The sequence below is a fragment of the uncultured Dokdonia sp. genome (assembly GCF_937910895.1).
Taxonomy (GTDB): domain Bacteria; phylum Bacteroidota; class Bacteroidia; order Flavobacteriales; family Flavobacteriaceae; genus Dokdonia.
In genome coordinates, this window is sequence record NZ_CALEMI010000091.1 from 20,861 (window position 1) to 43,490 (window position 22,630).

Annotated in this window: 15 protein-coding genes and 1 CRISPR repeat array; of the genes, 3 read left to right on the forward strand and 12 right to left on the reverse strand. The window is 31.5% G+C overall.

Features of this window, described 5'->3' with window-relative positions; all coding sequences use genetic code 11:
- Nucleotides 1-396 precede the first annotated feature (396 nt).
- The 8 genes from Q0505_RS11375 to Q0505_RS11410 form a co-directional block, all read right to left on the reverse strand.
- On the reverse strand, nucleotides 397-1,143 hold the full coding sequence (locus Q0505_RS11375) for a LytTR family transcriptional regulator DNA-binding domain-containing protein (RefSeq protein WP_299212881.1): 747 nt from the start codon (nucleotides 1,141-1,143) through the stop codon (nucleotides 397-399).
- A gap of 522 nt (nucleotides 1,144-1,665) precedes the next feature.
- A CRISPR array of direct repeats spans nucleotides 1,666-7,325; the repeat unit is 46 nt; unit sequence GTTGTGAATTGCTTTCAGTTCTCTATTTTTATAGATGATTCACAGT.
- Nucleotides 7,326-7,433: 108 nt separating this feature from the next.
- Nucleotides 7,434-7,784, reverse strand: a complete 351-nt coding sequence (gene cas2, locus Q0505_RS11380; RefSeq protein ID WP_299212883.1) for a CRISPR-associated endonuclease Cas2 — start codon at nucleotides 7,782-7,784, stop codon at nucleotides 7,434-7,436.
- Nucleotides 7,784-8,692, reverse strand: coding sequence for a type II CRISPR-associated endonuclease Cas1 (cas1, locus tag Q0505_RS11385; RefSeq protein ID WP_299212885.1), 909 nt, complete (start codon nucleotides 8,690-8,692; stop codon nucleotides 7,784-7,786). The genes cas2 and cas1 overlap by 1 nt, the downstream gene beginning before the upstream one ends.
- On the reverse strand, nucleotides 8,689-13,308 hold the full coding sequence (gene cas9 / locus Q0505_RS11390) for a type II CRISPR RNA-guided endonuclease Cas9 (RefSeq protein ID WP_299212888.1): 4,620 nt from the start codon (nucleotides 13,306-13,308) through the stop codon (nucleotides 8,689-8,691). The genes cas1 and cas9 overlap by 4 nt, the downstream gene beginning before the upstream one ends.
- 365 nt (nucleotides 13,309-13,673) lie before the next feature.
- Nucleotides 13,674-14,174, reverse strand: coding sequence for a DinB family protein (locus Q0505_RS11395; protein ID WP_299212890.1), 501 nt, complete (start codon nucleotides 14,172-14,174; stop codon nucleotides 13,674-13,676).
- 225 nt (nucleotides 14,175-14,399) lie between these two features.
- Complete coding sequence (locus tag Q0505_RS11400; RefSeq protein ID WP_299212892.1) at nucleotides 14,400-14,888, reverse strand: hypothetical protein; 489 nt, start codon at nucleotides 14,886-14,888, stop codon at nucleotides 14,400-14,402.
- Between the two features lie 131 nt (nucleotides 14,889-15,019).
- Nucleotides 15,020-15,514: a hypothetical protein gene (locus tag Q0505_RS11405; protein WP_299212894.1), complete on the reverse strand. Its 495-nt coding sequence runs from the start codon at nucleotides 15,512-15,514 to the stop codon at nucleotides 15,020-15,022.
- A 56-nt stretch (nucleotides 15,515-15,570) separates the two neighbouring features.
- Nucleotides 15,571-17,115: a hypothetical protein gene (locus Q0505_RS11410; protein WP_299212896.1), complete on the reverse strand. Its 1,545-nt coding sequence runs from the start codon at nucleotides 17,113-17,115 to the stop codon at nucleotides 15,571-15,573.
- 584 nt (nucleotides 17,116-17,699) lie between these two features.
- Between Q0505_RS11410 and Q0505_RS11415 the strand changes: the two genes are divergently transcribed.
- Nucleotides 17,700-18,113 (forward strand): hypothetical protein, encoded by a 414-nt coding sequence (locus tag Q0505_RS11415; protein ID WP_299212899.1) that lies wholly within the window; start codon nucleotides 17,700-17,702, stop codon nucleotides 18,111-18,113.
- On the opposite strand, the gene Q0505_RS11420 is transcribed toward Q0505_RS11415, so the two are convergent.
- From Q0505_RS11420 to Q0505_RS11435, 4 genes are all read right to left on the reverse strand, one after another.
- Nucleotides 18,082-18,324: a hypothetical protein gene (locus Q0505_RS11420; protein WP_299212900.1), complete on the reverse strand. Its 243-nt coding sequence runs from the start codon at nucleotides 18,322-18,324 to the stop codon at nucleotides 18,082-18,084. The two genes, Q0505_RS11415 and Q0505_RS11420, sit on opposite strands and share 32 nt — an antisense overlap.
- Entirely contained in the window at nucleotides 18,308-18,793 is a 486-nt protein-coding gene (locus tag Q0505_RS11425) for a hypothetical protein (protein WP_299212902.1), read from the reverse strand. The genes Q0505_RS11420 and Q0505_RS11425 overlap by 17 nt, the downstream gene beginning before the upstream one ends.
- Nucleotides 18,756-18,908, reverse strand: coding sequence for a hypothetical protein (locus Q0505_RS11430; RefSeq protein WP_299212904.1), 153 nt, complete (start codon nucleotides 18,906-18,908; stop codon nucleotides 18,756-18,758). The genes Q0505_RS11425 and Q0505_RS11430 overlap by 38 nt, the downstream gene beginning before the upstream one ends.
- Nucleotides 18,909-19,190: 282 nt before the next feature.
- Nucleotides 19,191-19,583, reverse strand: coding sequence for a hypothetical protein (locus Q0505_RS11435; RefSeq protein WP_299212906.1), 393 nt, complete (start codon nucleotides 19,581-19,583; stop codon nucleotides 19,191-19,193).
- Nucleotides 19,584-21,536: 1,953 nt separating this feature from the next.
- On the opposite strand from Q0505_RS11435, the gene Q0505_RS11440 reads away from it, so the two are divergent.
- Together Q0505_RS11440 and Q0505_RS11445 are read left to right on the forward strand one after the other, a co-directional pair.
- Nucleotides 21,537-22,004: a hypothetical protein gene (locus tag Q0505_RS11440; protein ID WP_299212908.1), complete on the forward strand. Its 468-nt coding sequence runs from the start codon at nucleotides 21,537-21,539 to the stop codon at nucleotides 22,002-22,004.
- Nucleotides 22,005-22,070: 66 nt separating this feature from the next.
- A complete protein-coding gene (locus tag Q0505_RS11445; RefSeq protein WP_299212910.1) occupies nucleotides 22,071-22,616 on the forward strand; it encodes a hypothetical protein in 546 nt (181 codons plus the stop codon).
- The last annotated feature ends 14 nt before the right edge of the window (nucleotides 22,617-22,630 follow it).

The window sequence follows — 22,630 nt, forward strand, 5'->3', positions numbered from 1 at the left end:
ATTAATATGTCATAGGGATTTGGGACATTAGTAATTACAATCTATAGCATCATAAAATCACATACCCCTAATTTATATGTACTCTTAATGATATTGTAAAAAATTTGCAACGCTCATTGCTTTGTTATAACGGTGTAAAAATAGCAAGAAGTCATATGTTAAAATTGTTATTTACCACCTAAATAGTGCTTATACCACAGATAGATGTAGATGGGTGTCATATACACGTACATTGAACAGTTTAAAATATGAGGTGTTTATGGTCTTATTAAGTTCAGGCTTCCAAAAGAGTATTCTCCTACAAACAACTCGCTTAAAAACGTATATTCTTCAGGTAGTTTGGTTAAATACGTTTTTATTAATACTATATCTCAAACTAAACAAACACGAACTCCCCTAAGCAATGACTAAGCTTCGCTTATAAAAATTGTCACGTATCATCTCTACATTTTCTCTATACGATTTTGAAAAAGGAACAGCAACATCGCTATGCTCCATGGTACATTGTGATTTTCCAAAATGAATTCTTGATATATAATGACTATTTACAATGTAGCTATTATGTATTCTTATAAAATGTTCTGGAAGTGAATCCTGAAAGAATTTTAATGTTTTAAAAGCACTTACCGTCGAACCATTGACTCTTACAAAATCTGTCGTATTATTATCTGCTTTTAAAAAAAGCACCTCATTGGTATTTACAAACTTATAGTCACCATAGGATTTTAAACAGAGCGTATCATTAATATCTTCTGGCTTGTTAAATGTTAATTTTCTAAAACGAAATAGCGTACGGCGTAATACATTTTTATCTATGGGCGTCATAATATAATCTAATATACTATAACGTATTCCCTCTATAGCATACTTAGCTGTAGTTGACAATGCTATAAATTGTGGCAAGATGTCTACGTATTTTTGAAGTGCATCCAACATATAATATCCTGTGATACCAGAATTACTATGCTCAAGCTCTATATTAAGAAATACTAAAGAAGGATTTCTTTCTAAAATAATATCAAGACCTTCTTGTTCACTAGGAGAAATCCCAATACAGATAAAATTATTAAAATTTTCCATGGCAAGCTGTATAGCATATACGGTGTCTGGATTGCTGTCAATAATAACATAAGAATGTTCCATAACAATTCAATTTAGTGAGAAAATATAATGTGTTCTTAAGTGAAGAATTTTAGGGGTTCTAACACGTATTAAAGCTAGTTATTATATCCGTAATTTATTTACGGCTTTCCCATAATTCTAATACGGCATTCAAGTCAAAAACCCTTGTTTTTGTGCATCTGACTTGTTTTGATATTCTAGATATACGTTAGAAGTGTAGAAAAAGTTGTTCTCATTTATGATCTTTGATCACAAAATAAATAAATGCTATAAATACCTACAGAAGGTGTGATATTCTTCCTTGAAAAATACACCCAATTATAAAGTTTACCTATTGTGTATAAGTAAAGATTTTTTATACGCTTTCGCGAAAGCGGAATTAAAAAGAAAGTATTAGAATGGTATTAATCTGAGATTCCAATCTTGATGTAAATGCAAAAAGGCTCCTTGTAAAACAAGAAGCCTTTTGTACCCCAAACGGGTCAATTATCGAACTTTTTACTGCAAGATATAAGTTTGATTATAACTAGTATTTAGAAATTATTGTAATTTGCTTTCAGTTCTCTATTTTTATAGATGATTCACAGTATGTTTCTGGTGCTTCCCAACCAACATCACGTTGTGAATTGCTTTCAGTTCTCTATTTTTATAGATGATTCACAGTAGGAGATAGCTATAAACCAGAAGTAATAGTGTTGTGAATTGCTTTCAGTTCTCTATTTTTATAGATGATTCACAGTAATATAAAAGCAAGTAGTGAGGTATTTGTAGTTGTGAATTGCTTTCAGTTCTCTATTTTTATAGATGATTCACAGTAAAGAAAAATACTTATCTGACGAAAGACTAGTTGTGAATTGCTTTCAGTTCTCTATTTTTATAGATGATTCACAGTCTCTTCTATTTATGGGATTGCCTCTACGAGGTTGTGAATTGCTTTCAGTTCTCTATTTTTATAGATGATTCACAGTCGTTTTCACCCGTGTTCCCAAATTGTTTAAGTTGTGAATTGCTTTCAGTTCTCTATTTTTATAGATGATTCACAGTTTCAGTTTAATGATATATCTGTAGGATCTAGTTGTGAATTGCTTTCAGTTCTCTATTTTTATAGATGATTCACAGTCCTCTGTATACTTCTTACCTTTCATACTTGTTGTGAATTGCTTTCAGTTCTCTATTTTTATAGATGATTCACAGTTATTTATGACATTGTTGTAGAGAAGGGTCTGTTGTGAATTGCTTTCAGTTCTCTATTTTTATAGATGATTCACAGTTAAGTGCTGCACAAAGAGATGAGCTTACTGGTTGTGAATTGCTTTCAGTTCTCTATTTTTATAGATGATTCACAGTAATTAATTGAGCAAACAGAAACAATTACCGTTGTGAATTGCTTTCAGTTCTCTATTTTTATAGATGATTCACAGTTAGCGCAGAAAAAAGCAGATGCTACTGCGTGTTGTGAATTGCTTTCAGTTCTCTATTTTTATAGATGATTCACAGTCGCTGGTTACTGGCTTATCCTTATGCTTGCGTTGTGAATTGCTTTCAGTTCTCTATTTTTATAGATGATTCACAGTCAGTAACGACTTAAGTGTTGACCAGTCTTTGTTGTGAATTGCTTTCAGTTCTCTATTTTTATAGATGATTCACAGTAATTGCAATATCTCCTTCTTGTGGGTTTTCGTTGTGAATTGCTTTCAGTTCTCTATTTTTATAGATGATTCACAGTCCAAGATAAACAATGGAACTGGTGGAACCGGTTGTGAATTGCTTTCAGTTCTCTATTTTTATAGATGATTCACAGTAATTACAGCAAGGAGGATCTAGAAATCTTAGTTGTGAATTGCTTTCAGTTCTCTATTTTTATAGATGATTCACAGTATAGATGGTTACGGAAATCAGACATTTGTAGTTGTGAATTGCTTTCAGTTCTCTATTTTTATAGATGATTCACAGTATTGATCTCTTTTTGACTATTCACGATGAAGTTGTGAATTGCTTTCAGTTCTCTATTTTTATAGATGATTCACAGTGTTTTATGTTGTTGCTTCAAAAAATTGATTGTTGTGAATTGCTTTCAGTTCTCTATTTTTATAGATGATTCACAGTATCAAGAAAAAGGCGCTCCCTGGCTTAGGGTTGTGAATTGCTTTCAGTTCTCTATTTTTATAGATGATTCACAGTTCCCTTGCCAAAATGATAGATAAACTTACCGTTGTGAATTGCTTTCAGTTCTCTATTTTTATAGATGATTCACAGTAAAATTAACTATAAGGACACTACTATAGTAGTTGTGAATTGCTTTCAGTTCTCTATTTTTATAGATGATTCACAGTGAATCAGATATTAATGATTTAGGAGTTATTGTTGTGAATTGCTTTCAGTTCTCTATTTTTATAGATGATTCACAGTTATTGTGATTAATAATATTAAAGAGATCCAGTTGTGAATTGCTTTCAGTTCTCTATTTTTATAGATGATTCACAGTACAAACATATAAAAGCCTTAAGCAATGTACGTTGTGAATTGCTTTCAGTTCTCTATTTTTATAGATGATTCACAGTTCCCAATAAAAAAACAATAGAGGCAGCTTTGTTGTGAATTGCTTTCAGTTCTCTATTTTTATAGATGATTCACAGTCGTGCTTCTCGGCATCCTTTAGCAATGCCAGTTGTGAATTGCTTTCAGTTCTCTATTTTTATAGATGATTCACAGTCAGAAGCACTATTCGATAGAGCAACGTAGTGTTGTGAATTGCTTTCAGTTCTCTATTTTTATAGATGATTCACAGTAGGTAAGAGCCAGATAGATGGCATATCTCGTTGTGAATTGCTTTCAGTTCTCTATTTTTATAGATGATTCACAGTAGGTTGAGAAGTGGGACCACCTAAGGCACTGTTGTGAATTGCTTTCAGTTCTCTATTTTTATAGATGATTCACAGTGACGCCCATAAGACTCGGCAGGAGTAAACGTTGTGAATTGCTTTCAGTTCTCTATTTTTATAGATGATTCACAGTTAGTAAGCCGCACTCCTGAATGCACGCCGTGTTGTGAATTGCTTTCAGTTCTCTATTTTTATAGATGATTCACAGTAACAGGGAGGAACGACATTGCTGGAGATACGTTGTGAATTGCTTTCAGTTCTCTATTTTTATAGATGATTCACAGTGATAAACCCTCACGGGGCTCAGAGTGAGGCGTTGTGAATTGCTTTCAGTTCTCTATTTTTATAGATGATTCACAGTACGACATAGTCAAAGGGGCCGCCGTACTTAGTTGTGAATTGCTTTCAGTTCTCTATTTTTATAGATGATTCACAGTAGGACTTCAAGACATACTGCGTGCAAGATGGTTGTGAATTGCTTTCAGTTCTCTATTTTTATAGATGATTCACAGTTAGCATGAAATTTACTAGCGGTGACATATTGTTGTGAATTGCTTTCAGTTCTCTATTTTTATAGATGATTCACAGTGGTAATAAAAAAGTCGCATTCCTTGATTTAGTTGTGAATTGCTTTCAGTTCTCTATTTTTATAGATGATTCACAGTCGGCGACGTTTTGCACAATTTCGCGACCTAGTTGTGAATTGCTTTCAGTTCTCTATTTTTATAGATGATTCACAGTGACAAGCTCTTCGCCAACAACCCCGCGAAGGTTGTGAATTGCTTTCAGTTCTCTATTTTTATAGATGATTCACAGTTTGCAGGACAGTATGACCAAGACCCAACACGTTGTGAATTGCTTTCAGTTCTCTATTTTTATAGATGATTCACAGTCATAGTTTGCAACAGATGCTCAAAGAGGTTGTTGTGAATTGCTTTCAGTTCTCTATTTTTATAGATGATTCACAGTATGGGAGCGGTTTAATATGAGTAAAATATTGTTGTGAATTGCTTTCAGTTCTCTATTTTTATAGATGATTCACAGTGATCTGGTTGATGAGGTTAAGGAGGATTTAGTTGTGAATTGCTTTCAGTTCTCTATTTTTATAGATGATTCACAGTTTGGAGAAAAAATTACAGGTTATGAAATAGGTTGTGAATTGCTTTCAGTTCTCTATTTTTATAGATGATTCACAGTGCAATAACCCCAATCAAATAACAATACTATGTTGTGAATTGCTTTCAGTTCTCTATTTTTATAGATGATTCACAGTAGGGATATAGTAAGAGGTTTTCTCATACTCGTTGTGAATTGCTTTCAGTTCTCTATTTTTATAGATGATTCACAGTTGTGTCATGGTATACGAGATTTTAAATATTGTTGTGAATTGCTTTCAGTTCTCTATTTTTATAGATGATTCACAGTTTTATGATGATTTTACCATGAGAACTTATAGTTGTGAATTGCTTTCAGTTCTCTATTTTTATAGATGATTCACAGTAGCACGGGGTTTTAGTGGAGGGCTACATAAGTTGTGAATTGCTTTCAGTTCTCTATTTTTATAGATGATTCACAGTTTTAAGAAGTGGATGCTTCGTATAGAAAATGTTGTGAATTGCTTTCAGTTCTCTATTTTTATAGATGATTCACAGTAAATACAAGTCGATGGCGCTACAGAGTTACGTTGTGAATTGCTTTCAGTTCTCTATTTTTATAGATGATTCACAGTCTTTGTAAAAGGTTGCCTCTGTCCCTGGGTGTTGTGAATTGCTTTCAGTTCTCTATTTTTATAGATGATTCACAGTAATACACACACTGGTAAATCAATAGAAATAGTTGTGAATTGCTTTCAGTTCTCTATTTTTATAGATGATTCACAGTGATTTGTTAGTGAAGCGGTAGGGCTTATATGTTGTGAATTGCTTTCAGTTCTCTATTTTTATAGATGATTCACAGTAAACGAATGAAACAAATAAAAGAAAAATATGTTGTGAATTGCTTTCAGTTCTCTATTTTTATAGATGATTCACAGTAAAAGATGGAAGATTATAAAGGAGAAGCAAGTTGTGAATTGCTTTCAGTTCTCTATTTTTATAGATGATTCACAGTTAGAGGTAAGGACTGTTCATAACGGGATAGGTTGTGAATTGCTTTCAGTTCTCTATTTTTATAGATGATTCACAGTTCATCTTCTGACATTTCAATAGCAACATCGTTGTGAATTGCTTTCAGTTCTCTATTTTTATAGATGATTCACAGTCAGGCGATAAACTATCTTGCGTGAGATTGTGTTGTGAATTGCTTTCAGTTCTCTATTTTTATAGATGATTCACAGTAAATCAAAATAAAGCAATAGCAGAACTTTGGTTGTGAATTGCTTTCAGTTCTCTATTTTTATAGATGATTCACAGTTACGAAAACTTGATATTCTTATTCCTTACGTTGTGAATTGCTTTCAGTTCTCTATTTTTATAGATGATTCACAGTACCATATTGACTATTGTAGAGATGCTTACGGTTGTGAATTGCTTTCAGTTCTCTATTTTTATAGATGATTCACAGTCGAAGGGCGTGACGTACTAGAAGCTAGTTTGTTGTGAATTGCTTTCAGTTCTCTATTTTTATAGATGATTCACAGTAATAAAGCCCTAAGTATTAGCCAACTTTATGTTGTGAATTGCTTTCAGTTCTCTATTTTTATAGATGATTCACAGTTAAAAATGGAAAATTACCCACTTCATATTTGTTGTGAATTGCTTTCAGTTCTCTATTTTTATAGATGATTCACAGTGCCCTCCTTCGTGTTTACCTTCACTATCATGTTGTGAATTGCTTTCAGTTCTCTATTTTTATAGATGATTCACAGTAAGGACGCGATAAAAGACTTGGAGCGTTTTGTTGTGAATTGCTTTCAGTTCTCTATTTTTATAGATGATTCACAGTGCAATAATTTATTCTCGCTCTGCTCCTTGTGTTGTGAATTGCTTTCAGTTCTCTATTTTTATAGATGATTCACAGTAAGCCATAGACCACGTGCAAACGTATTTCGTTGTGAATTGCTTTCAGTTCTCTATTTTTATAGATGATTCACAGTTATTTAACCGTTGTAATACTTGTTTTAGTGTTGTGAATTGCTTTCAGTTCTCTATTTTTATAGATGATTCACAGTTCACCTTCATAGGCATATGTTGACCATGTAGTTGTGAATTGCTTTCAGTTCTCTATTTTTATAGATGATTCACAGTTCTGGTCTCTCCTTTCCTGTGTTTGCAAATGTTGTGAATTGCTTTCAGTTCTCTATTTTTATAGATGATTCACAGTATACCAGCCCTATTTGACTGGTATACTGTTTTTTAACAGGTGTTCTAGGATTTAAAAATGAGGGCTATAAATATGAGACTCTTAATATTAGGGAGTGATTTTTTTATTCTAAAAAAGTTCTAATTGCTGAGAGGGTGGCTCAGGTATAACTTCTTTCTGTCCGTGGAAAAGTTCAATCATTCCAAATTGTTTGTCGGTTATTTGCATTATACCAACTTTCCCCTTCTTAGGTAGTGCATTTTGAGTTCTTTTAATATGGACTGCCGCATTTTCTCGACTTGCACAAAATCTCATATAAATACTGAATTGGAACATTCCAAATCCATCATCTAATAAATCTTTTCTGAAACGACTAGCTGCTTTTCGCTCAAGACGAGTCTCAGTTGGTAAATCAAAAAATACGAGAACCCACATAGAACGATATTGATTTAAACGAGAAAAATGTTCTTCGTTAATCATTAATTTAAGATTACAAACTCAGGATATAATATTCGTCTTGATATTCCTGAAAAACATTCATATAAACTGTTTGTAGTGCGACTCATGGCAACCATAAGTGGACTCCATTTCCCATCTATTAATACATCCATTGCAGGTAGTGTCAGCAATTGAGATTTTAAATTTGTATTGAGTTCACTCATATTACTACCAGATTCTGTGATTTCATAAACAATAGCATCAACATAAATACGATAAGGTTCCATAATGTCATCAGCAAGACAAAATGCATTGTATTTATTACGATGGAAAATACCTACAGAAGGTAACATACCACTACTCACTAATGCTCTAGCTGTAATAGCCCTCAAAATCGCATACCCGTAGTTTAATAAATTATTAGGAGCAATACCTTTTTGATTTCTACTAAAGCCATTAATATCATCAAAAAGAGATTGGAAATAATATGCAGCTGCTATAGCTTCATGATTCCCTGTATCACCACTTTTCACCTCCTTAGCCCATCGTTTTAGTTTTAATGCGTTACGCTTTCGCGAAAGCAAATGATTTGCTTGATTTTCGATCTTCGCCTCTATAGTTTGTTGCCAAAGATTTTTTTTAAGGGGAAGACTTGCATTAAGTTGATCACGCATTCGTTCCGTTTGCTCTGTATGCCCTACAAGAGGTTGTAGTAGCGCACATGGAAGATGTTGTTTATCACAGGTAATGACAGCCGTTTTGTTTTGGACAAGTTTCATCATTAATCCGTTAGTAATAGTAATTTGAGGATCTTCCAGTACAATATATCCCAAGTCTTCAATTGGAACAGTCTTTTGTTTTTTTGCTTCATCTGGATAGCTTACTACTAATTGCTCATTTTTTGTGCTGAGATAAGCTGGATTTCCAAAAAATAAAGTGCGTTTAATCATTTAATCACTTTTTTAATAGTACCAAGTTTGTCAATTTCTAGCTTAATACACCTGTCAACAATCTTAAAATTATTTTCGCACATTGTAGTTTGAAGCTTATTTTGACTTCCTAATTCTCCAAACTTTGATTTAGGCGAATAAGGACTTATTAAAGAAGCAATATCAAATCGAGTGAAATAACACTCTTTACCAGATGCCTTGTCCATCTTATAGATATTGTTGATTTGAGTAGGTGTTAAGTTTTTAAAATCAATTAAAAGTGGATTATTTTTTTCTTCCTCATTTGGCACATATACCATGTCATTAGGCGATAGCGAGAATAAAAACTGTCCTTTCAAATTATTAATTGGCACACCAGTTCGTTGTTGTTTGGGTAAAGAAGCTTCTTCTTTTTGCCAAGCAATTACTTTTTCAAGAGGTATAGTCTCATAATTTCTTTTTTGCTTTTTATCATCCCAATAAATTGCAAAAAAGAGATTAGTACCTTTTGCAGCTTCAACATACTTTTTGCTTTTTGCCCCTTCTTCTCCTACACTAAACTTATTTCCTACTTCATAAATTCTAACTTTTTTTATTGGTTGGTGTTTTTTGCCTTCATTAAGAAGTTGGATATTTTTGTTCATCTCATCAATTCCATCAGAGTTAAACGCTAGATCAAAACGTTCTTTTCCCTTTTCGTCAATATAATTCTTTAAGTGATTTTCAAGGATTCTTTGAATTCCAGAATCTGTGGTGCTTTCTAGTTGTTTTCGAGTAAACTTCTCGGATAGTGGAACACGAGTAGCTGTAGCCTCAACATTCTCATAAATAGCAATTTTAGATACTATCTTGCCGTCTTGTTCAATAGGGTTTGATTTAAAGTGTTTTTTTGTTTTTACTAAATCTTCTTGAAAATCTTTAACCGTTTTTGAAATAATTTCTTTGATAGTCTTGTCAATAATCATTTCCCAAGTATCAATAGCCAAATTTATAGAGACAAATCCTTTTTCCTTTTTGATGAGTACTTTTCCAGAAACGGTCTCTCTATGTAAAGGCTTGCGTATCGCCCAATTCTGACCTTTAGTTTGTTTAACGAATTCCTTTTTAAATTTATCGGTTTTCTTAACCCATTGTTGTGTTTTATTGTTGGTCTTATTAATAATACGAAGATTCTGTTTAAAACTGACCACTGTTGTTTCTAGGGCTTCTTTGGCGTCGGTTGTAAAACCACTCCAAGGTTGATGATAGGTTTTGGCAACTGAGATTGTTTTTATATTGCCATTTTTAGTATCTCTGATTTGTTTTTTCTCTACAGTTCTTAATTTTGAAACAAGAGAGTGGTTTTTCCGCTCTGTATTTAAAGATGTTATATAGTTAATATGGTCTTTGGTTGTACAAGCGATGACTAAAGCATCTAATGCATGATGGCGATGATCTATACGCTTCTTACTGAAACCTTTTGAAAGTTCATCAGGCACTTGCGTTCTGAACGCATTTATTTTTTTGTCCCAATATCCAAAATCCTGAGATTGACTCAATTCGTTTAATCTCATAAAACGCGGGGCAATAAGTTCGTTCCATTTATCATTCAGACCCCAGTCTTTTTTTAACTTGGATGTGATAGCCCCATTAATAGGTACTAAATTTTTAGAAGTGGCTTCTTTTTCGCCATCTTCTCTTACAATATTACTTAATAAACCTTTGATGAGTTTACTTATATAACGACTATCATTAAGCTGTCTGTTAATAAATCCTTCTGGAATTTCCTCACTCAAAAGTTTTGTGAGTTTGGATTTATTTTTCCTGAAATAATGTCTACAATGGTTTTCAAAATTTTCCAAAGATAAAAGTGTGACTGTTTTACCTTGTCCTAATTCAATAAGTTCTCCACCTCTCTTTTTTAGAAAAGCATAAGCTGTTTCATTCCCTTTTTCCTCATTTACAACACTTTCACAAATTACCTTATTACTCATTGAATTGTCAAAATAGCGTGATTGCGGAATAATATGTTCAATTTGATATGCCGTAGAAAATAATTTACTAAGAGGAATAGTTTTTCCTGTATATGGCGAAATATAGCCTTGTTCTAACCAAAGTTTATAGCGTGTTAGTTCAGACCTAGTAGGCGATGTATTCCTTCTAATTTTTTCTATTTCGTCAAACGAAACTTCATTGTAATTAACATTAGGATTATCGTAAACACCTTCCTCATATAATTTTAAAATTTCTTGATGACTTGGAGAAAAAGGACGTACATCATCATTAACAGTTGAATCGTTTTTTATTTCTTGTAGGAGTGATTTGATACGCTCATTAGTGTTTTCTTTTTCATTAATGGATTTTGATATACGCTCACGAGTTTTTTTGTCATTTTTCATCTCACGACCTAATTCTAAGTGTATCTCATCAAAAAGAGCATCATAGATTTTTTTACCATCTATTTCGGTATAAGTGCCATAATACTCCCAGATATCACGAACTACTCGCAAGGTTTCTAACATTACCTGCTCTACAATAGGGTTGCGCAAACTATGTTGCTTAAAATTGTCAAGATATGTTGTAATATCTTTAGGTCGTTTCCATTGTTTAATACTACCTACCTCAGAATGTCTGTTATAAATAGCGTAACAAGCTTGATAGGTATTTAAACCGCTTAATGGATTTGCTTTTGCTTTCGCGAAAGATTTTAAAAGCCTTTGCGGGATATCATCATCTTGAATAAGATCAAGTTTATTAATATCAAAATTAATTGTTTCTAGCCTTTCTAAAATAGAAGTTATACGAGATTTCAATTTTTCATCTACTGAATTCTCTTCCCAATAGTTACCCATTCGCATTACAGTAAGCATTTTTTTTATGGCTTTTTCTGAATAAGCGCCATAACTACTTTCAAAGGGAGGGAATTTCTTGAAGTTTTCTACAAAACTTTGCTTGTCCAAATCATTCTTAGTAGCAAAAGTACCCAATGCAGTTTCAAACTCATTCTTATCAGTAACTGAATAGATAATATGCCAAAGTGATTTAATAAATTCATTGGTTAATATCTTGTCAATATCTACATTTTCTAGCTTAGATAGTTTCGATTTTATTTGTCCTCTTGTATCATTACAAGGATATTTTTTTTCGATTACGTAATTCCAACGATGAGTTTTTTCTGAAAGTTTAAAATTTTTTAAAAAAGCTTTTTGATCAATTTCTCGTCTATCATTCAGAAAATCAAAAAGTGCAATCCAATCATCATCTTTAGAAATAAACTTGGAGGTTACATCTATATCTTCAACTTCATCAAGTTTATAGATTTTTAAATTATGAAGGAACTGCCATAGCCTGAATTCTTGAAAAATGGGGTTAGATTTTGAAATAGCTTTAAGAGGTTGTTTTACAAACTCACTGTTTTCGTTTTTATAAAAGCGACTTTCATAAGGACAATCTGCAATACTAGATTTCTTACTCTTTAATGGGCGTTGGTAAAAAGTAATATCTTCAATAAAGAGGTATTTAAAATCTCGTTGAGCAATATTTTTTTGATGTGCTTCATTTCGGGGATATAATTCTTCAATACATTTTTTATACAAATCCCTGTCCTGTAAATCTTCGTGAAAAGAAATTTGTTTTTCAAGAATCGCATTGAGTTCTTCACGGTAGAATTTACGTTCAATAGTTTTGACAAGTCTGCCACGTATCTTCTGAGTAGGGTTTTGTAAAAGACTTTCATAAATGTATTGTCCAACCGTCTTGCGAGAGTTTAAAATATCATTCTCAGTTTTTTTCTTAATAGCAATCCAATCTTTTTCTGAATCAACTGCTCTAAAACTTCTATTCTCATTCCCTTCTTTATCTGTTTTTACTGTGCCGTCTTTATCTAAAGTGATGGTAGTGATAAATTCTTTAGTTTTTCCCTTCCATTCAAAAAGAGACTCTTTACTTTGTCTACGATAAATCCATCCATTTTCTAAAATAATATTGTACCAAGTACCTTTCGCATTTATATCTTCTGTTGCTAAGACATCTGAAACCTTAAGAGCATAAAATTCTTCAACTTTATCTTTAGAAATATCTTCTTCCTCTCCACGTAGTTGATAATATCCACGTTTTTGATTAAAATTTAAAAGTATCCAAGCCAACTCTTCCTTTGTAATAGGTTTAGAAAGGGCTTTCTTTCTTAAATAATAAATAGTCCAATCATAAGGAATTTTTGTTCCTTGATCATTAGCTTTAAACTCCGAAATCATTTCTTCAAAACTATCTTTAAACAAGAATTCATGTTTGTCAAGTTTATTTGTAAAATAGTTAAGTTTTGGTTCTGTTCCTTTTTTAAACTGTCCCAAGTGTTTTTCAAAATCTATACTTGATGCATAATGTTTAGGTAGATATTTCAATATGTTTAGGACTCTATGTAACCTGTCTCTACGAAGATTGTCCCTTTGATATAATCTTCTAGTTCCTCGATAATTTGTCCGTTCAGCAGTTTGAGATATAGAAATTCCTGCATCAAATTTCCCCAATATGCCTTGATCCATTGGAATTATTCGACTACCAATCCCTTCAATACTTCCCGCCTTTTTTTCAAAATTTGAATGTACAAAAGCCCACCCAATCGAGTTTGTCCCCAAATCTAATCCTAATATTCTTTTCATTTTAATATAATTTCCTTAAAATTAGGAAAATATATAAAATGACATTGTGGTTTTCCGTAATTGTAGTAAAAAAGATTTTATTATCTTTATCGTACTGAAAGCAATTCACAATAAGGATTATTCCGTTGTGAAAACATTCAAGGTGGTGTAATCTTACATCGCCTTTTTTATTACTTTACTTAATTAGAAAATTACAAATAAGTATAAAGTTACTTCCTGTAGAAAAATACCTACAGACTTTATCGTAATTATCAAACTTTTGATACAACATATAAGTTTGATTGTAGCCAGTAGTGATATTCGATAACTGCACTAATTAATTACAGTTTGATGCTCAATTAAGGGCTGTTAATTGTTCTCCATTATTATACATGAAGCTCCTTCCTAATAAGTAGTTTAATGATAATACCTATTTGCCCTAAGTGATATAAAATATGATGAATAACGCCTTCTAGTGCAAACTCAAATGGGTATCTACTTTTGTGATTGTCTTCTGTGTATGTTTTTTCAAGAAAAGAATCATCTTTATCTTTGAGAAGTATGATTAATGATAAAATACTTTTTTCATAATCTTCTTTTAGTTGTTTCCAACCAATGGTTTTAAGTTCCTCATTAGAGCGCCAATGATCAGGTTGATAGACTTGTTGTATTAAGAGGTGTTCTTTTATCTTATTGATCACATCTATATTTAAAGCTGTTAAATGTCCTATAATCTCTGCTACACTATAAATCTCTGGTATAGGGCGTATGAATGCAGTATGGTTTGAGATACCATCTATCTTCTCCATAAGATTAGCCCCTAGCCAAAGAGATTTATAATTTATAGCTTCTAATTGTTGTGCATAGATTTGTATGGTTGTATTCATAATTTTAGTAAAAAGTATAGAACTATACCCAAAAGCCCATTAAGAAAATGTGGTGCAATATTTATGGATCAAATGGGTAAATAGTTCTACTTCTTGGTGTTAAAAGTTTGATAAGAAAACTATATAATATATCTATATTGAATTTAACAATACATATAAATTAAAAGTTTTTAGAATTAGCCTTCAACAAGATGTCGAAGGGTTATTAATTTTGAATATTTGTAATTATTTAAGAGATAAAAAAGTTACTGTAATTTTATCTGTAAGAAAGTTTTTCATAACAGTTATTTCAGATTTTCCGTTAATCCATTTTAAAACAATAGGTTTATCCGAAAGATGTGAAGGTTCCAAATTAATGTAACCTTCACTAATATTGCTTTTTTTATCCCTTAAATTAAGGGATTCTACCTCAGTTTTCATAGAATAACATTCATTAGGACTCCCGTATCTTTCAATGTATATTTGAATTATCTCATCTAATGTATATCCTCTTAAGTGTAAACTTATATGTTCTATTACTCCATTATTATCAGTTTTAATAAGAACGTTCTTTTTCCTTATATCTTGGCTTTTAACTTGAACATCTGGAATAACCCGATAATTATTTTGACTTGTTTGGAAAAGATTTAATTTAATATTTTGTGATACATTTTTCCTTAACAAATGATCATAGAAAAAATGTTGATTAAAAAGCAATGATATTAATATTTTCATTTATTTACATAGAATTACTCCGTTTGAGAAAAAGTCCAATTTTGAATCTAACTAATAGTACAACCTAGTTGTGCATTTATTAGAATAATAAAACAGGCTATCTAAAACTAGCTAACCTGTTTCTAAATATATTACAGCTTTTTGAAAGTTATTTCACTTCTATTATTTTTATGTCTTAAAAATGCTTTAATCTCAAAACCTTCTTTTCTCCAAATAATCCATAACGGTTGCTCCTCAAAAGTACCTTCTCTTAAATCAAAAGTACTCTTCTTTAAGTGTTGAGTAATATTACCGTTTTCATCTCTTATGAATGTTTCATTTTCAAGTTGCCTATTTTCAATAATTTGTATATGCTGTGGTTTTCCATAAGCAACATTAAAGTTATCATAAAAATCACGATCTAACATTCCTTGAAAGTTGATGGTTACTGAATGAACTAAGTCATTTTCGTTAGTTTCCAAACTAATATGGTTATAGATCATCCCAAAATAAAACTTAGAAATCGAATTGTCTTTAATGTAAAATACTTTATTTCCAAAAATTTTATTTTCAAAGTCTCTATCTATAGTATTTTCTACAAAAGAAATAGATTTACCTAATAATTTTTCAAACTCCATTTCCTTCATAAAACTATTTTTCGAACTCAACATTAAAATTAAAAGTAAGATAATATTTCTCATTTCTAGCAGTCAAAAGGATTACTTAAACCTAAAATACTGGTTATATATGGAGCTGGGCTAGGTATTGGAAACGGTTCAATGTTCGTACTAAATGAACCACCAGCTAATGCTAAGTTAAACATCATTCTATTCCTAAAAAAATCATCCAACGAAAATTCAGAGATATCAGGATTTTCAAAGAAATATAAATCCGTTTCTTTCATTGCTTCAGTTACTGCTATTGCTGTCAAATTAGCTGCCTGCCCATTTGTTAAGAATGTTGGCATCGTAAAATATATAATATTCATATTGATATCAATCTCTCCATAATATGGACTACCATTGGGTCTTACCCCAGCAGTATAAAAAGTATGATTAAAATTTGTCACAGCACATCCTTTTTGTGGTGCTCCAGGTGGTTGTGCATATTCAAAACTTCTGCAATCTGCTCCTATTAGGGGATTTGCATCAGGATTAGCCATTAAAATTTGTAGAGCATATTCGGCAAACTCAAGATTGTCTTCATTGTCAAAAATCCAATCAATTTGTTCTTGAGTAAGATCAGGCTCCAAAAAATCATTTAAGCTAAAAATAAGATCTAAATCATAGATTATTCCTACTACTGGATTTGTGTCAATTTCTTCAGCACAACCTCCATTTGGATTGCACTCACAAGGATCTCCATTAGGTTCATGACAAAATTCTGGAGCATCTTCTGGAAGGCAGGGATTACGAACGTGCTTTCCGACACTTTCACTTGATTTAAAAACAACAACTGTTTCTGAGACACATATAGGGTGTCCACAAGGAGTAGCGTGTGGGTTATGTTCTGGGTGAGTACAAGGTGCATCACAATTTATGGTGGTTGAAATTTCTACTCCACTTCCATTACTACTTCCATCTCCTCCATCTCCGTCACCCCCGTCAGCACCTCCACCTCCACCATTTCCACTGTCACTATCAGGATTTGGGCAATTACTTTTTATTTCGGCGTTTATAACTTCTCCATCAGACAAAGACTCTTTTGCTAAATAAGAACCTTCAATGTTATAATAAATAGACTCCCCTGTGAAGGTAAAAAAATACTCAGGATCTCTATAGTCAGGATTCCAATTTGCATCAGGACGGTACTCCATTATGTAGGAGAAAAAACCTGTTGAAGATTCTTTAATAATCAAGTTAAAGATCGATTTTACGGTTGAGTCATTACTCTCAATAGAAGTGAGCAAAAATGTGTAATTCTTACGATCATATTGATCTGTTATTTGAATAATCTCTCTTGTTTGTAGTGTTCCAATAACGAGATCAGGTTCATTAGATCGATTATTAGTATTTGATTTACTAATAGTAAAGTGTCCTCGACTATCTCCTTTTGTAGAAAGATAATCCATCACGTCTGGAATCTCATCTGTAGTCACATTGCTTTTAAATGTGAGAGAGTTTGACACTTGTGTTTCTTGTGTTTGAAGTGATGACGGTTCATCATCTTTTTGGCAACATAAAAATAGTGTCATTGCCGTAAGAACAAGAAATATTCTTGCTCTCCAAAATCCTACATTTCTAATCATTTTTCATTTATGGTTTTAAATTAATATTCAAATTAAAGAGGATGTTTAAAAATTTAGGGATGTTCAAATATAGATACAAAAGACACGAAACATTTTGAAAATGAGTGAACTGACTGATCTAATTAGAGAACTACCTTTAAAATTTGCAAATACCTCCTTTTGCACTAAGCAAGTGACAATTGTTTAGGATACAATTCACTCTTTTAGGCACAGGAATAAACCTATCTTTTGACTATAAAAATTTTTAGGGAAGAATTTTTGAAAGCAATAACGATTACTTTAAATCATAGATTTTTAATCCTTAATAAAACACAAGCCCTTTTCCGAAAAAACTAAAAAATCCAACCGAACCTTTGGAGTGAAAGAGCGTCAAGTGTACTCATTTACAATTATGATTTGTTTAATCTAGGTTGAACTATAAAAAAAGAACTTGTGTTTATCACAAACATTTCAATTCATACTTTTTGAATACGATTTGTTTATATTTGTGTGTTAAAGTCCCTATTATTTTAAGAGACTTGATCACTAATCATTACAAATATAGACAAAAATCAACATAAAAAAGATAATTGTCATAATTATTTATGAATCATAAGGAAAAATTAATTCACTATCTCAAAGAAAAAGGGTATTCTAAGAACAGTTTTTATGAGCGTACAGGGCTTTCTCAAGGGTTTTTGGATAGAGGTAAAAGTTTAGGAGTGGATAATGCTAGCACTATCTTAAAAGCATACCCTGACTTAAATATCTTTTGGTTTATAATGGGTGAAGGAAATATGATTGTAAGTCCAGATGCTTTAAATAATATTTCATCAAAGGACATTAGAAATGATGTCTTTGTAAAATCTATTTTACAATTAGTTGAAAATACATTAAAGGGGAAACTTGACGAATTAGAAAATGTACTTTATTTAATATTGGCAGATTTAAAAGCTAAGGACGCAATAAGCGAGACTACTAAAGAACTTAGTAAAACAAACAAAGACCTATCAAAATGATCTTTAGATTGGTTATTATTTGATTTAATAACATAGCAAATTCATCACTTTCAACCTTTTTAGCATTTTCTTTTAGTTCTTCTAAAATTATTTCTAATTGTTGCTTATAAACAGCCAAAGTAATTTGCTTTAGTCTATATTGTTCTTTCAATTCTTGAATCCTAAACTTTAATTCAATAATTTTTCTATAATAATCAATCCCTTTCCCCATTATCTTTTTCCCCTTTAAGCAATTCATTACTAGCATCTATAATCTCTTCCATAACTTCAATCTTTAAATCGTTAATAGAAGAGAGGTAATCAAGTTGTTTTTTAACAAATCGAATAGTAAATAAGATTAAAATTGAAGTTCCAGAAACATATATCCAAGTCATTGGATTATCCAAAACTATGTTACTATTAATTACGAAATAAAACTGAAGTACATAACAAAAAATTGGAACAAACAACGATACAACATAAGGTCTCAAGTACAAACCTGTCATTATTAAAATGGGGGAAATTGTTTGAGTTAGTGACCATATAAAATTAGCTTGATTAGACCAGCCGTGTAAGTTATCTAAAGTTATATTGAAATAATCATAAATCTTGTCAAGGTATAATATTAACCCTGACAAGATTATTAAAGATGTGGCAAATATTTTAGCCACCTTGTTGCCCTTGATTTCCTGGTCTGACATTTTCAGTTTTATCTACTAATTGAATTTCAGTTTCCTCAGAAATTCTCTCTGGAGGAGTACAGCTTGCTACCAATCCGATAATAGCGAATAGCGTGATAATTACATTTTTTTTCATCTTATTTAAGGTATTTAGATTAAACAGAAATAATTTAATCTTTTCCTTTATGATAAAATGAAACAGCCCTTTATAGTTATAAAATAATTATTAACGATAAGGGTTGCTAATATACTGTTAATGATTAAATTAAAACAATAATAAAACCTCAATAATACTACGGTAAAAACGTAATATTATTGAGGTTTTTCGCTTTTAAGCTAATTTTAAATAGGAAATGTATTATTGTAAATAAGCTAAATACTACGTTTGTGTATGTGTTCAGCGTATGAAAACCTTGAATTAAGCTACTTTCCTTTGCTTGCTATCGGGAATTAATTTATAGCATACATACAATACAGTAACGATCACTGTAGGGGCTACCCAATAAAAATTTCGATCAATCCATTCTTCTTTAAGTTCTATCTCTACAAGCCTTTTTAATCGTGGGTTTCTTTCAGCTTTGATACGTCTAAAGATAGGGGGATAAAGAGCTACTTTATCTTGATTGTTCTTGTTGCTATTCAAAGCAAGTGACATACTAAGCTGACTCCATTCTAGGTTTTCTACTTTATCCAATAAAAGGTCTTGTTTAGCTTCTATACGTTTCTGTGCAATAAATGTTGCTTTAGAATTAGTAAGTTCATTAAAAGTGTTTCCAACAACACTACCTATAGAAGCTGTAAGTAAATCCATATTGTTTATGGATTTTTTTGAAGGCTCTTGCTTTATGAGTTCACTTAACTTGCCTTTATTGTGACGTACCCTACAGGCTTTTGTTCTACATTTAGCAGAGCAATATATTTGCCTTTTGTTCTTTTGGTCAAAGATTTTTGAGCATTATTTACAGTTTAATTCCATATATTTGATTCCCTTTTAATTTAATTTCTCCCTAGAAATTAGATCCCAATTTCTCTCAAACAACGTTACACGTGTAACGTTGTTTGTTTTAAAAATCGTAACTCTATAGTAGTTATTATAAAGTCAAATAATGCTTCGCTATGTTACAAAGGATTACTTAGCATTTATTCAAATAATAAGAAACACTATTGTCTTAATAATAGAAATTTTCAATGAACTGTTTTATTTCAATATCTAAGTAAGTAGAAAAAACTTCCAATAAAATTTCCATTTTAAGTATTCTAATAGGTAACTGCATTGGTTAAAAGGATAGTTGATAACAAAACCTCTATGTGTATAATTTTCTAAGCAAGTGGCAAAAACTTCTAAGCCTATTTCTTTAGGAAAACAGGATATAACTCTGAAAGAGTGTAACGGTTATACTTTTTCATACAGTAGTATCAATAAAAACATGATCCCTCTGTAATTTCCTAAGAAAGTAGCAAGAACTTCCAAAGCCTGTTTCTCTACGAAAACAGGGTGTATCTCTCAAAGAGCGCAACGTTTATACTTTTTTAAACGGTATTATCAAGAAAAACACGCTCCCACTGCAATTTCCTAAGAAAGTAGCAAAAACTTCCAAGCCTATTTCTCTAGGGAAACAGGGTATACCTCTTAAAAAGTGTAGCGTTGATACCTTTTCAAACAGTAGTATCAATAAAAACCCTCTCCCACTGTAATTTCCTAAGAAAGCAGCAAAAATTTCCAAAGCCTATTTCTCTAGGAAAACAGGGTGTACCTCTTAAAAAGTGTAGCGTTAATACCTTTTCAAACAGTATCATCAATAAAAACACGTTCCCACTGCAATTTCCTATGAAAGTAGCAAAAATTTCCAAAGTCTATTTCTCTAGGAAAATAGGCTATACCTCTTAAAGAATGTAACGTTTATTCTTTTTCAAACAGTAATATCAAGAAAAACACACTCCCACTTCAATTTCCTATGAAAGTAGCAAAAACTTCCAAGCCTATTTCTCTAGGAAAACAGGGTATACCCCTTAAAGAGTGTAACGTTTATTCTTTTTCAAATAGTAATATCTATAAAAACACGCTCCCTCTGGAATTTCCTATGAAAGTAGCAAAAACTTCCAAAGCCTATTTCTCTAGGAAAACAGGGTGTACCTCTTAAAGAGCGCAACGTTTATATTTTTTCAAACAGTAATATCAAGAAAAACACGCTTCCTCTGGAATTTTCTAAGAAAGTAGCAAAAACTTCCAAAAGCAAATTTCTTAAGGATTCTCTAAGAAAATCTATACTCAATAGAGAAGATGTTTTTGTTGAAACATAATTTTCAATAAAAATACGCTCCTTCTGGAATCTCCTAAGAAAGTAGCAAAAATTTCCAAGAGCAGGTTTCTTAAGGATACCCTAAAGAACCTTTAAGAAAACCTGTGTTCAATAGAGAAGATGTTTTGTTGAAACACAATTTTCAATTAAAAGTGCGTTCTCGTTGGAATTTCCTAAGAAAGTAGCAAAAATTTCCATAGCCTATTTCTTTAAAAATAAGGTGTGATTACAACACTTTATTGGAGTTTGGTACTTCTCTAATTTTTCAATTCATTTTTAATCAATGATTTAGGTATTCAGAAAACACCGATTTTGTCACTTTACCAAAGTCGCGCCAAGGATTTCCCACTTCTTTATTCAAACTTTGTTATCAATTATGAACAAAGAAGGTTAGAAAGTGCATCCTTTTTTAAAGAAACTAAAAAAATGTGCTAATCATAAACTGTTAAAAAAGAAAATGAAAAATGAAGAAAAAGAAAAAACAAATGCTATACATTTTTGATCGCCAAAAATTAAAGCAAGCTGTAAAACAGAAAAATAAAAATCATCCTGATTTTGATAACAGAATAAGAAAAGGAAAACTTTTAACCCTATGTACTCTTTTTGAGAACTATCAAAACTTACTAAATGAAAAAACTACTGGGCATACTTATGAGTACCCTTATTTTTGTAATGACATTTCCAAAATCGACATTGGTTCAGATACTATGCCAATGCTTTATGTTCATGCTCGTAAAATAGCTCAAGAGACAGGACAAGATGTAAAAACTATTAAAAATCATATTCGTCAACTTAGACATAAATCCAATAATTTGATAACTATCGTTGATTATCGCACAGGATCTAGTTTTGGAGTAAAGATTCCATATCACTATTTCATGAAGGTCTTAGTATTAAAACGGGATAGGTACTTTCCATTGGATTACCAATAAATTACTTAAATGTAATTTATTTTAATTATATTCGTATCTGAATAATTAGTATGACTTTATTTTAGAATGATAGACAAGACATCTTTATCCTTAGATCAGATTATCAAAGTATGTTTGCAAAAACGCTTTAAAACGCTTGATTTACCATTTGTCACGAATAGACAACTTCATCATTGGAAAGCTACAAGGCTTTTAAATGAAGAGCGCGAATTAGCATCTAGTGGAAAAAAGAATGAATTTGACTTCTTTGATGTGGTATGGATTCGTTGTATTGTCCTAATGCGATCTTTTGGTGTTGATAATTTGCTTATCGCTAAAGTGAATAGTGATATGTCAAATAAAGATCAAGACAGTAAGACAGTATCACTATCCATATTTCAAAAACAGATAGCTGAGACATTGTTTGATAAACAAAACTGTTTTCTTATTGTTTCAGAACAAGGAGATGGAAGGCTTGTTTCTAAAAATGAGTATGCAAATATGATTAAGGATTCTATAGCGAGACATCATTTAAGTATAACCTTAAATATTCTAATTAAAGAAATGCTTTCGCTTTTAGATTTTGATAGTGATATTCAAAAGATCATAAAATATTATTTAGATACGGAATAGAAGTAATGTAGGAA